This window comes from Halobacillus sp. A5 (assembly GCF_024189315.1).
In the GTDB taxonomy this organism is placed as follows: Bacteria; Bacillota; Bacilli; order Bacillales; family Halobacillaceae; genus Halobacillus_A.
In genome coordinates, this window is the sequence record NZ_JAIZEO010000003.1 from 317,808 (window position 1) to 331,638 (window position 13,831).

General features: G+C 42.7%; 16 protein-coding genes. 13 read left to right on the forward strand and 3 right to left on the reverse strand.

What is annotated here, in order from left to right; all coding sequences use genetic code 11:
- Positions 1 to 192 precede the first annotated feature (192 nt).
- From LF822_RS13400 to LF822_RS13415, 4 genes are all read left to right on the forward strand, one after another.
- Positions 193 to 1,488, forward strand: a complete 1,296-nt coding sequence (locus LF822_RS13400; protein ID WP_253924572.1) for an ABC transporter substrate-binding protein — start codon at positions 193 to 195, stop codon at positions 1,486 to 1,488.
- A gap of 93 nt (positions 1,489 to 1,581) precedes the next feature.
- The gene (locus LF822_RS13405; protein ID WP_253924573.1) at positions 1,582 to 2,508 is read left to right on the forward strand and encodes a carbohydrate ABC transporter permease; all 927 of its coding nucleotides are present in this window, start codon (positions 1,582 to 1,584) and stop codon (positions 2,506 to 2,508) included.
- Complete coding sequence (locus LF822_RS13410; RefSeq protein ID WP_253924574.1) at positions 2,508 to 3,332, forward strand: carbohydrate ABC transporter permease; 825 nt, start codon at positions 2,508 to 2,510, stop codon at positions 3,330 to 3,332. Before LF822_RS13405 ends, LF822_RS13410 begins: the two co-directional genes overlap by 1 nt.
- Before the next feature lie 126 nt (positions 3,333 to 3,458).
- Positions 3,459 to 3,689, forward strand: a complete 231-nt coding sequence (locus LF822_RS13415) for a glycoside hydrolase family 36 N-terminal domain-containing protein (protein ID WP_256522145.1) — start codon at positions 3,459 to 3,461, stop codon at positions 3,687 to 3,689.
- Between the two features lie 55 nt (positions 3,690 to 3,744).
- Here LF822_RS13415 and LF822_RS13420 read toward each other — a convergent pair whose 3' ends face one another.
- The 3 genes from LF822_RS13420 to LF822_RS13430 all read right to left on the reverse strand — a co-directional run bounded on the left by LF822_RS13420 (position 3,745) and on the right by LF822_RS13430 (position 6,771).
- Positions 3,745 to 4,755 carry a LacI family DNA-binding transcriptional regulator gene (locus LF822_RS13420; protein WP_253924576.1) on the reverse strand — a complete coding sequence of 337 codons (1,011 nt, stop codon included), beginning with the start codon at positions 4,753 to 4,755 and terminating at the stop codon, positions 3,745 to 3,747.
- 195 nt (positions 4,756 to 4,950) lie between these two features.
- Positions 4,951 to 5,985 (reverse strand): aldose epimerase family protein, encoded by a 1,035-nt coding sequence (locus LF822_RS13425; protein ID WP_253924577.1) that lies wholly within the window; start codon positions 5,983 to 5,985, stop codon positions 4,951 to 4,953.
- A 315-nt stretch (positions 5,986 to 6,300) separates the two neighbouring features.
- On the reverse strand, positions 6,301 to 6,771 hold the full coding sequence (locus LF822_RS13430; protein WP_253924578.1) for a nucleoside deaminase: 471 nt from the start codon (positions 6,769 to 6,771) through the stop codon (positions 6,301 to 6,303).
- A 317-nt stretch (positions 6,772 to 7,088) separates the two neighbouring features.
- Between LF822_RS13430 and LF822_RS13435 the strand changes: the two genes are divergently transcribed.
- The 9 genes from LF822_RS13435 to LF822_RS13475 all read left to right on the forward strand — a co-directional run bounded on the left by LF822_RS13435 (position 7,089) and on the right by LF822_RS13475 (position 13,776).
- Positions 7,089 to 8,258, forward strand: a complete 1,170-nt coding sequence (locus LF822_RS13435) for an acyl-CoA dehydrogenase family protein (protein WP_253924579.1) — start codon at positions 7,089 to 7,091, stop codon at positions 8,256 to 8,258.
- 21 nt (positions 8,259 to 8,279) lie between these two features.
- Positions 8,280 to 9,044: a 3-oxoacyl-ACP reductase FabG gene (gene fabG / locus LF822_RS13440; protein ID WP_253924580.1), complete on the forward strand. Its 765-nt coding sequence runs from the start codon at positions 8,280 to 8,282 to the stop codon at positions 9,042 to 9,044.
- A gap of 13 nt (positions 9,045 to 9,057) precedes the next feature.
- Positions 9,058 to 9,507 carry a MaoC family dehydratase N-terminal domain-containing protein gene (locus LF822_RS13445; RefSeq protein ID WP_253924581.1) on the forward strand — a complete coding sequence of 150 codons (450 nt, stop codon included), beginning with the start codon at positions 9,058 to 9,060 and terminating at the stop codon, positions 9,505 to 9,507.
- Entirely contained in the window at positions 9,504 to 9,914 is a 411-nt protein-coding gene (locus tag LF822_RS13450) for a MaoC/PaaZ C-terminal domain-containing protein (RefSeq protein ID WP_253924582.1), read from the forward strand. Before LF822_RS13445 ends, LF822_RS13450 begins: the two co-directional genes overlap by 4 nt.
- 20 nt (positions 9,915 to 9,934) lie before the next feature.
- On the forward strand, positions 9,935 to 10,708 hold the full coding sequence (locus tag LF822_RS13455) for an SDR family oxidoreductase (protein WP_253924583.1): 774 nt from the start codon (positions 9,935 to 9,937) through the stop codon (positions 10,706 to 10,708).
- A 12-nt stretch (positions 10,709 to 10,720) separates the two neighbouring features.
- Positions 10,721 to 11,890 (forward strand): thiolase family protein, encoded by a 1,170-nt coding sequence (locus LF822_RS13460; protein WP_253924584.1) that lies wholly within the window; start codon positions 10,721 to 10,723, stop codon positions 11,888 to 11,890.
- Between the two features lie 94 nt (positions 11,891 to 11,984).
- Positions 11,985 to 12,551 carry a TetR/AcrR family transcriptional regulator gene (locus tag LF822_RS13465; protein WP_253924585.1) on the forward strand — a complete coding sequence of 189 codons (567 nt, stop codon included), beginning with the start codon at positions 11,985 to 11,987 and terminating at the stop codon, positions 12,549 to 12,551.
- Between the two features lie 40 nt (positions 12,552 to 12,591).
- Positions 12,592 to 12,993: an acyl-CoA thioesterase gene (locus LF822_RS13470; RefSeq protein ID WP_253924586.1), complete on the forward strand. Its 402-nt coding sequence runs from the start codon at positions 12,592 to 12,594 to the stop codon at positions 12,991 to 12,993.
- 15 nt (positions 12,994 to 13,008) lie between these two features.
- On the forward strand, positions 13,009 to 13,776 hold the full coding sequence (locus LF822_RS13475; RefSeq protein ID WP_253924587.1) for an SDR family NAD(P)-dependent oxidoreductase: 768 nt from the start codon (positions 13,009 to 13,011) through the stop codon (positions 13,774 to 13,776).
- Positions 13,777 to 13,831 lie beyond the last annotated feature (55 nt).

Genomic DNA, 13,831 nt, shown 5'->3' on the forward strand with positions numbered 1-13,831 from the left:
GATACTAGGGTAAATCTAGTAAAAAAATACCTTTATCTTAATTGTAAATTTCAAAAAACCCTTGAAAGCGATTTCTTACTTTGATATATTCAAAACAACAAAGTAAAAGTTTTAGTAAAAATTAAATGACGCTTTTAATTTTGTGTCGGTGAGTGTAATCGTTGGCTTTAAAAACAAACAGGGAGGTTCACTATGAAAAACTCAGTTGTTAAGTTTGTCGGTAGTATCGGAATGATCACGTTATTAGCAGCATGTGGAGGTAATGGAGACGAAGGTGCCAATGGGAACGAAGACGGCGGGGAAATCAGTGGAGGAGAGGAAGGTAAGTTAACGGTCGCTCTAACAGCAAGCAGTGAAGGGGAAAGAGATACCTTCGAAGAATTAATCGGGGAGTTTGAAGAAGAAAACGATATTGAAGTAGAAGCAAGTTTTCCAGGTGGAGGCTATGAAGATCAAATGAGAGTTCAGATGGCTGCGAATGATCTCCCGGATGTATTTGATACTCACGGATGGTCCCAGCTCCGTTATGGCGAGTATACTCACGACCAACAGGACATGGACTGGGTGGGTAATATGAAGCCTGAAATGGAAGACATCGTTAAAGATGAGGATGGCAAGGTTTACACTTATCCCGTTAATATGGCTCAGGACGGGGTCATTTATAACGAAAACATCTTAGAAGAGTATGATATTGATGTTCCGCAGACCTGGGATGAATTTGTGTCAGCGCTGGAAACAGTTCGTGATGAAGCCGATGGGCAGGTAGCTCCATTATGGATTGCCGGTGGAGACGGTTACCCATTAGGGCAGATGGTAGATCAAATGATGACGCCAATGTATGAAACTGATGAAGAAAACGATTATACAGAGGAATTACTTGACGGTTCTTTTGATTGGAGCCGGTATGAATGGCTTCCTGAACAATTATTGATGCTCCAGGAAAATGAACTGTTAAACCAGGATGTGTTGACTGCTAAGTACGCGCAGGCACCTGAAATTATGGCTGGAGAGCAGGCGGCGTTTATGTTTGCAGGTGGATCAATTGGACCTGATACGACCGCCTTGAATGAAGACGTTGAAGTTGGAATAATGCCGACGCCGTCTGTTCATGAAGGGGACGAGCCGGTTTGGGTTGGCGGAGAACGCTTCGCTCTTGCCATCTTTGAAGAGTCTGAAATGAAAGAGGAAGCTGAGCAGTTTATTGAGTTTATGGCTGAACCGGATCACGCTGAGCGCATCGCGGAAGGTACCAATTTAGCGTCTGCTATCGAGGGTGTAGAAGCTGACACTTACTTCTCTGAAGATTTGGAGAGATACTCAGATACTGAAATTGTCAGTTACTTCGACCGTGTTTATCTGCCGAGCGGTATGTGGGATGTCATGTCCACGACTACAGAAGAACTGCTGGCCGGAGGAACACCAGAAGAAGCAGCCGATACAATGGAATCTGAATATGAGAGATTAAGAGACGAAAGCGATGAAGAATAATTTACATTAATCTTTTAAAGGGGGAGAAGCCGTTCTCTCCCTTCAATCTTAATGACACTTATATCGTTCAGTAATAAGGAGAGGACATAAAACATGAGTGAACTTGTAGGAAAGTTGAAAGCGAAAACAGGGTTTTCCCGTCGGAAACAGAAAGTCAGTAAAGAAAGTTCCCTCTGGTGGATGTATATTCCTGCTGTTTTATTTGTCACTATATTTATTGTCTATCCTTTTATGGATGGAGTTAGAATTTCCTTTACAGATTGGAATGGTTTTTCACAGTCGTTTAATTTTATCGGACTTGAGCAGTATACTCGCATGTTCAATGACCCTACGACGTGGACGGTTATAAGAAACACTCTACTGTACGGTATAGGAAGTACGCTGTTACAGAATGGGCTGGGTCTTTTATATGCCATCCTTTTAAATAATTCCATTAAATTCAGGTCAGTAACTCGTACAATCGTGTATCTTCCTGTTATTATCAGTCCGCTTATTATGGGGTATATCTTCTATCTTTTCTTTGCTTTCCAGAACGGTGCTTTAAACGACGCCTTACTCTTTTTTGGATTCGACCCTGTCAATGCACTGGGTAATGCTGATATCAATCCATATATTATCGTTTTAGTAAACACCTATCAGTTTGTCGGGATTGCCATGATTATTTACTTAGCGGGCCTGCAGGGGATATCAAAAGATTTTTATGAGGCGGCTGATATAGATGGAGCTTCTGCCTTTCAAAAGTTTAAAAAGATTACGATGCCCATGCTCGCGCCGTCAATCACTATTAATGTCGTGATCAATATTATCGGAGGATTAAAGCTGTTTGACGTGATCGTGGCTTTAACCGGCGGTGGTCCTGGTAATGCGTCTCAGTCCAGTTCCACGTTTATGTACGATCTATATTTCAGCAGGCAGGATGCCGGGTATGCAGCCACCCAAGGAGTATTGATCGCGTTTATCATCCTTGTACTCAGCATGCTTGCGCTATGGTACTTTAAACGAAAGGAGATTGAAGCGTAATGCTGAAAAGTAAGAAAAAGGTTTTGTTAACTTTCTTAGCTCTCATTGTTGCAGCCATGCACGTGATCCCGTTTTATATTTTAATCACAACTTCGTTGAAGGTGAGGGGGGATTTTAGTTCGCGGTGGGCCATTCCTGAGTACTTTACGTTAGAGAATTTCACAATTGCCTGGCGGGAGGCCAATCTGGGTCCGGCTTTTGTTAACTCTACGATTATCACATTTTCTGCTGCAGTTTTATTGATATTTGTTGGTTCGCTGGCCGCCTATCCATTGGCCCGACGAAACACTAAACTGAATAAAGCAGCCATGATGTTTTTTATCGCAATCATGGTCGTTCCTCCTCTGACGGCTCTTGTCCCGCTTTATCAGCTTGTAGTCGACATAGGCATGCTGAATACTCGAACGATTGCTGTATTAAATAACGTTGCTGCCTTTCTGCCGTTAACTGTTTTCCTTTATTCAGGGTTCATACGTTCGACAATTCCTAAAGAATTAGAGGAAGCGGCTAAAATCGATGGGGCGAGCACAATTGGGATTTTCTTTAAAATCGTATTTCCCTTACTAAAACCAGTGACAGCGTCCGTACTAATTATCGCCTGTGTATTTATTTGGAATGACTATCAGTTTGCAATCTTCTTCCTGCAGAGCAGTGATGTGCAGACGTTAACAGTGGCTATGGCTAGTTTCTTTGGAGAAAATCAAAATAATTTAGGGCTCGTAGGAGCTGCCGCCTTTATGGCAATGATTCCAATGGCTGTTCTGTTTCTATTCCTGCAAAAATACTTTATCGCCGGTCTTTCGTCTGGTGCGGTAAAAGGATAAAATCACTGGATTCATTGTAACGGAAGATTGCTAAATGTCTATCTCTTTTAATAAAGGAACAAGAGAATTTCACCTGCAGAATCAAGGGATCAGCTATATATTCACTAAACGCTGAATTAGCTTGAACTGACACATGCGCTCAGCGCCAGCGTAGATTTATTTGACACCGAGTTTGAAATGGTTCAGCTTTCTGGTTCCTGGTCACGAGAGCATCACGTGAAATCAAGAGAGCTCATAACAGGGATTCAAAGCATCTCCAGTACGAGAGGAACGAGGAGTTCTCAGCATAATCCATTTCTTGCATGGAAACGTCCGGCGGCGGATGAAACCAGCGGATTTTACATCCACCCTTTATAAATTGACAGCTTTAGAATGAACAAGTAAAAAGACTTGGCGGACTGGCCAAGTTTTTTTACTTGAGTTCAGATGTGCTTTCTCTTTGAATTAATTTTGTAGGGACTACTACTTTTTTTGGAATTTCCCGCTTTGTATTCAGACGCTCAACCATCAATTCAACTGCGGTTTCCCCCATAAATTCTGTATAAACTTTTACGGTAGATAAAGAGGGTTGAAGATAGTTAGAGGCGGCAATATCGTTAAAACCTATAAGAGAAACCTGTTCAGGTACACGGATGCTGTTTTCATGAAGAGCTCTCAAAGCCCCGATCGCCATGGAGTCGCTGGCTACAACAAAGGCTGAAGGAAGGGTTCGATGCTGCAATGCTTTCTTCATTAAACGATAGCCTTCTTCAGTTCCAAATTGTCCAATGTAGACGAAGTTTTCGTTAAATAAATTTTTGGAGGTTAAATATTCTCTAAACGCTTTTTCCCGATAATCCATAAAGGATTCATTCGGTCTGCTTTCTAAAACCCCTCCAATGAAACCTATATTATGATGGTTTAAGGTCAACAGATGATCTAAAACCTCGACCATAGCGCGTTGAAAATCAATAACTACAGAATCATAGATTAAATCATTCGGAGAAAAATCAACAAATGTAATCGAATTTGTTAATTTTTTTACTGCCATGATCTCTTCTGGAGGAATTCTGCCCACAATGATCATGCCGTCGATCTTATTTACATCTGAAAGATCTAATTGATTGTTCTTCCGGTAGATTTTTATTAAATCAATTTTCTTGGCTGCACATTCTTTTTCTATTCCGAGGCGGATGGCTAAAAAGTATGGATCGCTGATCTCATCCTGCTCCGAGTGAAAGAGAATAATGCCGAAGCGGTACCCTTTCTTATCATTCTTTACAGCCCGTTGTTTTAATGTACGGTAATTCAACTCTTCAGAAGCTTTAAAGATTCGTTTTTTTGTCTCCTCTGAAACAGACAATGTAGCATCATAATTCAATACTCTGGATACTGTTGCGATGGAAAAGCCGGTTTTTTCTGCTATATCACGAATTGTTGCCATCAATTATTCTCCTTCTATAGTAAATAACTATCAATTGTTTAGTAAAAAAATGGTTTGATTATACTATATCACAGAGTAAAACAAACTTCCTATTTCCAAAAGGAAATAGGAAGGAGCAGAGAAAATAGCAGACTTTTAAACTAACCTAAAATTTCAGACAGGATTTTAATTCTCATTTAATTTTGCACCTCTATTTTATATGGTAGCAAAAGTAAAAGTTGTCTTCTTTTCATAAGGTTCGTTAGCTTTTAAAAATACACTTGGAAAGCCTCCGTGATGGAGGGAGGCAGGAGAAGCCTGGGTCTCTAGACACAGCCCCGAATGTTTTTGAGCGGGACCGGTCTCTAAGAGGTGATCGCTATTTAAGTTATTTCCTGTATATAAAACCATACCTGGTTGGTTCGTATGGACTCTTAAAGCTCTTCCACTTTTCTCATCTTTTAAGCTGAGGTTTTCTTCTTCAGTTTCGTTGAAAATAAAATAATGATCAAATCCCCGGCCAGCTAACTGGATTTGCTGGTGGGAAGATTCAATGCCAGTTTGCAGAGTAGATTCCCTGTTTAAATCAAAAGGGGTGCTCTCATTGGATTTAATTTCGCCTGTAGGAATAAGGTTCTCATCCAATTCTACATAATGATTGCTGTTTATCTTTATCTTATGATCGCGAACGGTCCGCTTTACATTGCCGCTCAAGTTAAAATAACTATGATTGGTTAAAGTGACAGCCGTGTCCTGGTCACTGACAGCTTGGTAATTGATAGAGAATTGATTCTGATTTGTTAATTCGTATGTAATTTTCACAGAGAGGCTTCCAGGGTAGCCGCCTTCTAAATCAGGAATCTCCACCGTAAACTCTACTCCTGCTGCACCTGTCATTTGAAAGGGAGCAGCGTTCCAGATTTTTTTATGAAAGCCTTGGTTCCCCCCGTGGAGAGAGTTATCTCCATCATTAGAGTCTAAAACATACGTTTCCCCATTAAGATGAAAGAAGGAGCCGTCTACTCGCCCGGCGACTCGTCCGATTAGTGCTCCGAAATAATTGGGGTCCTCTATGTAATCTTCGTAGTTTTTGTAAGAAAGGACTACGTTTTCAACCGTGCCCCTTCGGTCTGGAACATTAATCTCTGTAATAATTCCGCCATAATCTAAAGCGCTGATCGATATGCCGAAGTCGTTCTTTACTATGAATTTTTTCCAGCCGTTAGGCAGTACCTTTTCTATTACTTCCATATTTGTGGTCCTCCAAATTATTAGTTTTTTCAGTAGGTGAGTTATATAAAATTACAATCTGTTTTTTAAGAATTTGATAAAGACTCTACTTTCTAATGTTTTGGTAGTTTTTCACATGCGGAGCCTATGAGTAAAAGTAGATCTTTTCCCTAAGTATAACAAAATATTTCACAGAAGAAGGGAGAGAACTCTTCTGTGAAATAGGATGAAGTGTATAAATTCATTTTAATGCTGGTGATTTACCTAATAGCCCATCAAACTCTATTCTCATAACAAAAAACCCCAGTCATACGACCAGGGGTATAAAACGCTTAATCAATACTCGATCTTTTGTTCCTGACGGGTCCACTCTTCAAATGGCAGATTCTTTTCTTTTACTTCAATACAATAGAAAGGAATTTCCCTATTTTCATGTTTTTTACTAATTTCCTCATAAATAAATTGATCGTCAAACCCACCAGCTGCGGCGAGCCTCTGATCCGCCGCGTAATACACTTCTTTTAAACGTGCCCAGTATATCGCTCCTAAGCACATTGGACATGGTTCGCAGCTCGTATACAATATGCAGTTCGTCAGCTGAAAGGTATTTAAGTTTTGACAAGCCTTTCGAATAGCCTGTACTTCTGCATGAGCAGTTGGATCGTTGGAGGAAGTTACATTGTTTTGGCCAATCCCGACGATATTGCCGAATGAATCGACGACAATTGCCCCGAACGGGCCGCCTTCAGACTGGATATTCTCAACTGCTAAACTCACGGTTTTATTTAAAAACTTTTTGTGATCCATAATTAACCTCCTAAGACTTCAGTTTCAGAATAATCAATTTTATTAACGAATTCAATTTAATTGTAAAATTATATAACAAAATATAAATTTTCTCTTTAGTATTCCTATGTTATTTAGAGATATAAAATTAGAGAGAGAATGTGTTACAAGCTAATTTTTAAATCAAAACAAGAAGACGATAAAGTAAATTTATGGTTGTATTTTCAGAAATTTTAAAATAATATGGTAATATACATACTAACTAGTCAGTATGTGAGCCGTTCTTCTTCTCAAATTGTGTGTTTTTGAGGAAATCCTACAAAGATTGGGGTCGTTCTATGTATTTGCGATTGACGGATGAACAACAAATGGTACAGAAAACGATAAGAAAGTTTGTAGAAAAAGAGTTAATTCCTTTAGAGAATGATGTACTTAGGAATGAGAGAGAAGGAAGGCCGGGTCTTCCGCCTGAGAAGTTAAAGGAGCTTCAATTAAAAGCAAAGGAAGCAGGTTTTTGGGGAATTAATACCCCTGAGGAATATGGCGGGGCTAATTTAGGGCAGATGATGATGGCCATTGTGTTGATGGAAGTGTCTAAGACATTCGTTCCTTTTCAATTTGGCGGGTCAGCTGATAATATTCTTTACTACGGAAATGAAGAGCAAAAACGAAATTATTTGTTACCTACCATAAACGGGGAGAAGAAGTCTTGTTTTGCTATGACAGAGCCGGGGGCAGGCTCTGATACACAAAATCTGAAGATGACTGCTGTGCGCGACGGGGATGAATGGGTGTTAAATGGTGAGAAAACGTTTATCACGGGTGGTAATGAAGCAGATTTTGTAATGGTGATTGCGATCACGGATAAAGAACTGCACCAGTCTTCCGGCGGCCGTAAGGGAGTGACCTGTTTTATTGCCGACCGGGAAATGGGGTGGAAATCTGAATACATTCATACAATGGGCGAATGGGGACCTGCGGCATTAGTGTTTGATAATGTCCGAGTTCCTGAGCGAAATATTTTAGGTGAAGTCAACGGAGGGTATGATCTTGGACTGGAGTGGATTGGATTTGCCCGTTGGATTGTCGGCGCCCGCGCGGTTGGAGCGGCGGAAAGGTTATTAAAAATGGCAGTTGACTATTCGAAGGAACGTGAAACATTCGGAAAGCCAATCTCAACAAGGCAGGCGATTCAGTGGCAGATTGCGGATTCAGCCGTAGAGATCGAAGCTGCAAAATGGCTGGTGCTGAACGCAGCTTTCACCCTCGATCAGGGGGAAGACAATCGTCATGCGGCCTCTATGGCGAAGCTGTATGGCGCTAATATGGGCAATCGGGTCGTTGACCGGGTCCTTCAGATTCACGGAGGTATGGGCTATACGAGAGAGCTGCCGATTGAACGATGGTATCGTGAGGCAAGGCTTTGGAGGATATATGATGGAACCGATGAAATTCAAAGGTTAATTATTTCAAGAAACCTGCTTAAAGGTCATGTGAAAATTGGCTGATAGCATAGAGGAGGTATGGATATGGCAGGCAGATTTCATGGTAGAACCGCATTTGTAACGGGAGGCAGCCGGGGCATTGGAAAAGGGATCGTCCAGCGGTTTGCAGAAGAAGGAGCCAGTGTAGCGATTATTGACGTAAATGAAGAAGCCTTAATCGAGGCGGAGCATGAACTACGTGAAAGAGGGTTTAACGTATTTACACAAGTGGCCAATGTTGTGGAAGCTGAGGAAGTGGAATCAGCTGTACAGGCGGCTTATGACCGCTTCGGATCAATTGATATTCTCGTAAATAACGCTGGCGTTATCCGGGACAATATGTTGTTTAAAATGACTGACGGTGACTGGGATACGGTAATGAATGTTCATTTAAAGGGTTCTTTTAACGCGGCACGGGCGGTGCAGAGGTATATGGTAGACAATAATTATGGGAGGATTATTAATATTTCGTCCACTTCAGCATTAGGGAATCGAGGGCAGGCCAATTATGCAACAGCCAAGGCTGGTCTGCAAGGTTTTACAAAAACCCTGTCTATTGAGCTTGGACGGTTTGGTATAACGTGTAATGCAGTGGCTCCTGGGTTTATTGAAACTGAAATGACGAAACAGACAGCCGCCCGTATTGGTATTTCGTTTGAAGATTTGGTGAAAGCGAGTGTAGAGAAGATCCCTGTAGGACGAAGCGGCAAGCCTGAAGATATTGCTAATGCTGCTGCGTTTTTTGCCGATGAAAGATCTTCTTTTGTGAGCGGACAAGTGATGTACGTAGCTGGAGGTCCCAAGAATTAGAGGAGGCAGTCGCATGTTAACCCACGCGATAGGAAAGCGATCGAATAAAGTGAAGAATTTGGTGGAACGAGGTGCCGTAAAGAAGTTCGCCGAAGCTATTGGGGATCTGCATCCAATTTTCGTTTGTGAGGAAACAGGTAAGCAGTCCCGTTTTAAACAAAATATTGCACCTCCGACATTTCCAAGAGTGTTTGATTATGGAATTATAGAAGAATTGAATCTGCCTGAGAAAGGCTTGATTCACGGTGAGCAAATCTACCATTATGAACGCCCGCTCCATGTCGGTGAGGATGTACATTGTTACTGCGAAGTCAAAAATTATTATGAGAGAAGAGGGAAAAGCGGGGAAATGGGGTTTCTTTTATTAAAAAGGTATGGAGAAGATCTTGAAGGCAATCTACTGTTTACCGAAGAACAAGTCGTTATTATTACCGAAACAGTCCGGAGGGAGATGATGGTGTGACGACTATTAATGAACTGAAAATCGGAGAATGTCTTGACGAAATTACCCTTTCCCCTGTAACAAGGCTGGATCTTATTAAATATGCGGGAGCGTCTGGTGATTACAATCCGATTCATACGATTGATGAAGAAGCAGAGAAGGCGGGGCTCCCAGGGGTGATTGCTCATGGAATGTGGACCATGGGTAACCTGGCTAAGCTTTTCACTCCTTTTTATGAAGAAGCATTTATTGAGGATTACTCGATTCGTTTTAAAGGGATGGTCTTTCTAAATGACGTAATTACGCTTCAGGCCGAGCTGCGTGACTCAGGGGAGGAAAAAATGAATTTTAAAGTAAAAGCTTCAAACCAAGAAGGGCAGCAGGTAATTAAAGGAAGTGTTGTACTTAGAAGATGGCCGCAGAGCTGAAGAGTAAAGGAGGCGAGTAGATGCACATAAAAGAGCTGTTTGATCTCTCAGGTAAAACAGCCATAATTACAGGAGGAGGGAGAGGCCTCGGGAAGCAGATTGCCGAAGGATATGCAGAATCTGGAGCAAACGTGGTGGTGTGTTCCAGAAAGGAAGAGGCTTGTCAGGAAGTAAGTGAAAGCCTGGCTGAGCTGGGAGTTGGGACATTGGCGATACGGTGTGACATCACGAACCCGGGGGACATTGAAGATGTCATTAATAAGACGATGGAACGGTTCGGCACAATTGATATCTTAGTTAATAACAGCGGGGCGACGTGGGGGGCACCTGCTGAAGAAATGCCGCTTGAGGCCTGGCAGAAGGTGATCAATGTAAACGTAACCGGGACTTTTCTAATGTCTCAAGCTGCTGGCCGGGTGATGCTGAGTCAAGGTTCAGGAAAGATTATTAACATTGCTTCAGTCGCGGGTCTTAAGGGATCAAACCCGGAGTATATGGATACGATCGGCTATAATTCGAGCAAAGGAGCCGTTATCACTTTTACAAAAGATTTAGCAGTGAAATGGGGGCCCCGCGGTATTTTTGTAAATGCAATAGCACCAGGCTTCTTCCCTACGAAAATGTCGAAAGCGTTGATTGAAAAAGGGGAGGATGCTTTTCTACAAAGAACTCCTCTGCGAAAATTCGGTACCGAGAATGATTTAAAAGGGGCGGCTGTTTTTCTTGCTTCGCGTGCCTCGGACTTTATGACTGGGGAAGTAATGGTTATTGATGGTGGATCACATGCAATGTAAAGGAGTGAAAAAATGAGCTCTGAAGCAGTTATCGTTTCTGCTGTTCGAACAGCGATTGGAAAGCAGGGTGGATCTTTAGCTTCCGTACCTGCGCATGTATTAGGTGCAGAAGTTATAAAAGAAGCCATCAGTCGAGCGGAAGTTGAACCAGACCAAATTGAAGATGTGATTTTTGGTAACGTTTTAAGCGGAGGTGGAAATATTGCCCGTCTGTCGGCTCTGCAAAGCGGTCTGTCTATCCATCTGCCGGGAGTGACGGTGGATCGTCAATGCGGCTCTGGGTTAAACGCTGTCCAGTTAGCAGCACAGGCAATTCGAGCGGGGGAGGGAGACGTTTACGTAGCCGGAGGAACCGAAAGTATGAGTCAGGCCCCCTACTTAATGGACCGTCCTGTTAGAGCCTACAGTCCGGCTCCGCCGCGATTTCGTAAATCCCAGCTTTCCCCCGATGAAATCGGGGACCCGCCAATGGGAATTACGGCTGAAAATCTGGCCGTCAAATATGAGATTAGTAGAGAGGAACAGGATGAGTTTGCGTACGAAAGCCAGCACAGAATGGCAGAGGCAGTAAAGGACGGTCGTTTCAATGAGCAGCTTCATCCTATTTTTGTCCCCATGCGCAAGGGTCCGTCTATGAGATTTGATAAGGATGAGCACCCTCGTCCGCAGACAAGCCTGGAAGGTTTGGAGAAATTAAACCCTGCATTTAAAAAGGGCGGCACGGTAACGGCAGGAAACAGTTCGGGCCTAAACGATGCGGCGTCGGCGCTTGTCCTCATGTCGAGAGATAAGGCAGAGGAGCTTGGGGTCAGGCCGTTAGCTGTAGTGAGGGAAACCGCGGTAGCTGGAGTCGATCCCAATATTATGGGGATCGGTCCTGTGCCCGCTGCACAAAAAGTTTTGGACAAATCGGGTCTATCATTAGAGAATCTTGATTTAATAGAGATCAATGAAGCGTTTGCCGGTCAGGTATTAGCCTGTCAAAGAGAGCTCAAAATGGACATGCACAAAGTGAACGTGAACGGCGGCGCGATTGCACACGGTCATCCGCTTGGTGCTACAGGGGCCATTCTTACTACGAAGGCTGTAGATGAGCTGGAGCGTTCAGGAGGAAAATATGCTCTTATCACCGCCTGTATCGGCGGCGGACAGGGCATTGCAACAATTATCGAACGGCTGTAGAACCTCAGGACGGGATTTAGGTATGATATAATTTTATCGCCAGTTGAAAGGCATAAAATCTTAACACCATACTTAAATGAGAGGAACATTTTTCATGAGACAAAAGCTGATCGAATCAGGCATCCATTTATTTGATGAAAAGGGATTTGCGGAAACATCCGTTGAAGATATTACCAAAGAAATACAAGTGACAAAGGGTACATTTTACTATTACTTCAAAAGCAAGCAGCAGCTGCTTCGGGACATCCACTTAAGCTACATCGAATACTTGTTGAATAAGCAGGGGGATATCCTGAACGATCCTGAAAAAAATAGCAGAGAGAAGCTGCGGGCTACGATTTTTATGATTATTCACAGCATTCAAAGTCAAAAAAAGAGTGCAAGAATCTTCTTTAGAGAGATGCGCAATCTGGATCCTGAATATTTAAAACAGAATATTGAAAAGCGCGACCTGTTCCGCATGAATGTACAGCGTATTGTGGAAGAGGGGGTAAAAGAAGGGCACTTTGAAGAGGATATAAACACGGATATGATCACGAGGGGCATACTTGGGGTCACTAATTGGAGCTACTATTGGTTCCATCCTGAAGGGGAAGTCTCAGATGAGGCATTGACCGATATTTTTCTTGAAATGATCTTAAATGGTATAAATAAAAAATAGCGGCCCAGCAGGGGCTCGCTGCAAGCAGGAGGTAGTGAGGTTGAAGCATGAAACAGATACGACGGTACGTTTTTGTGAGACGGATGCCGCCGGCCACGTGAACAATACGAGCTACTTTATTTACTTAGAAGAGGCGAGGGGAAGATTTTTTCAATCCAATTTGGAAAACTACCAAACCTTCGGCCGATTTATTATTGCTTCTACGAAGTGTGACTTCTTAAGTCAGGCCTACTTTAATCAACAGCTTATTATTTCTACATGGATATCTAAAATTGGAACGAAAAGCTTTCAGTTTAAACACGAAATCAAAGCAAAGGATACGGGTGTTTCCATAGCTGAAGCAGAAGCAGCCATTGTTTATTTTAACTATGAGGAACAAAAGAGTGAGCCGATTCCTGAAGATGTTAGGAAACGATTAGAAGGACAGCTGGTAACCAGCTAAAACGGAGGTGAGGACTTGAAGCGATTTGTGGGAACTGTTGCCGTTGTTACAGGAGCAGGCAGTGGAATTGGTGAACAGACAGCCGTTCGTCTCGCTGAAGAAGGCGCAAAATTAGTACTCGTGGGACGTACGAGGTCTAAGCTGGAACGCGTGGCTGCCCTTATAAATCACCTAACAAAAGAAACGGCTGCAGAAGTATTTCAAGCGGATGTGACAGACGAGGAAGCCGTCGTAGAGCTTGCTCAATTCGTGAAAAACAATTATGAACAGCTGGACGTAGTCATTAATAACGCCGGAGCTTCAGGGAAATCCAGGATACTGGATCTTCAAACCAAAGAATGGGAACGAATTCAAGATACGAATGCCAAAAGTGTTTTTCTCGTTTCTAAACATTTAGGCCAGCTCTTAATCAGAGGGGGTAAAGACAAAGATCGCACCATCGTTAATGTAGCCTCTCTTTCCGGCCATAAAGCTGGAGCGATGATCCCCCATTATAGTTCATCAAAAGCGGCCGTGATCAATTTTACCAAAGCCTTAGCGGTGGAGATGGCTCCTTACGGGGTTCGGGTGAATTCTGTTTCTCCCGGGTTTGCAGAGACGCCTTTAACTGAGGAAGGGTTAAAAAATAGAAGGTTTGAGGAATCGATTGTGGAAAATACAGCCCTTCGCAGAGTAGGGAAGCCTGAAGAGATCGCGAATGTTATTGTATTCGCTGCTTCGAAAGAATCATCATATATGACGGGCTCGGACCTATTAGTCGATGGCGGATGGATGATAACTTAGCCGTACAACTTAATGACAGCGCTTACTTTGGCGGTGATATTTACAAAAAAGGAGA

Coding starts and splice junctions, on each gene's coding strand:
- LF822_RS13400 (WP_253924572.1), top strand. CDS start 193: ATGAAAAACTCAGTTGTTAAGTTTGTCGGTAGTATCGGAATGATCACG.
- LF822_RS13405 (WP_253924573.1), top strand. CDS start 1,582: ATGAGTGAACTTGTAGGAAAGTTGAAAGCGAAAACAGGGTTTTCCCGT.
- LF822_RS13410 (WP_253924574.1), top strand. CDS start 2,508: ATGCTGAAAAGTAAGAAAAAGGTTTTGTTAACTTTCTTAGCTCTCATT.
- LF822_RS13420 (WP_253924576.1), bottom strand. CDS start 4,755: ATGGCAACAATTCGTGATATAGCAGAAAAAACCGGCTTTTCCATCGCA.
- LF822_RS13425 (WP_253924577.1), bottom strand. CDS start 5,985: ATGGAAGTAATAGAAAAGGTACTGCCTAACGGCTGGAAAAAATTCATA.
- LF822_RS13430 (WP_253924578.1), bottom strand. CDS start 6,771: ATGGATCACAAAAAGTTTTTAAATAAAACCGTGAGTTTAGCAGTTGAG.
- LF822_RS13435 (WP_253924579.1), top strand. CDS start 7,089: ATGTATTTGCGATTGACGGATGAACAACAAATGGTACAGAAAACGATA.
- fabG (WP_253924580.1), top strand. CDS start 8,280: ATGGCAGGCAGATTTCATGGTAGAACCGCATTTGTAACGGGAGGCAGC.
- LF822_RS13445 (WP_253924581.1), top strand. CDS start 9,058: ATGTTAACCCACGCGATAGGAAAGCGATCGAATAAAGTGAAGAATTTG.
- LF822_RS13455 (WP_253924583.1), top strand. CDS start 9,935: ATGCACATAAAAGAGCTGTTTGATCTCTCAGGTAAAACAGCCATAATT.
- LF822_RS13460 (WP_253924584.1), top strand. CDS start 10,721: ATGAGCTCTGAAGCAGTTATCGTTTCTGCTGTTCGAACAGCGATTGGA.
- LF822_RS13465 (WP_253924585.1), top strand. CDS start 11,985: ATGAGACAAAAGCTGATCGAATCAGGCATCCATTTATTTGATGAAAAG.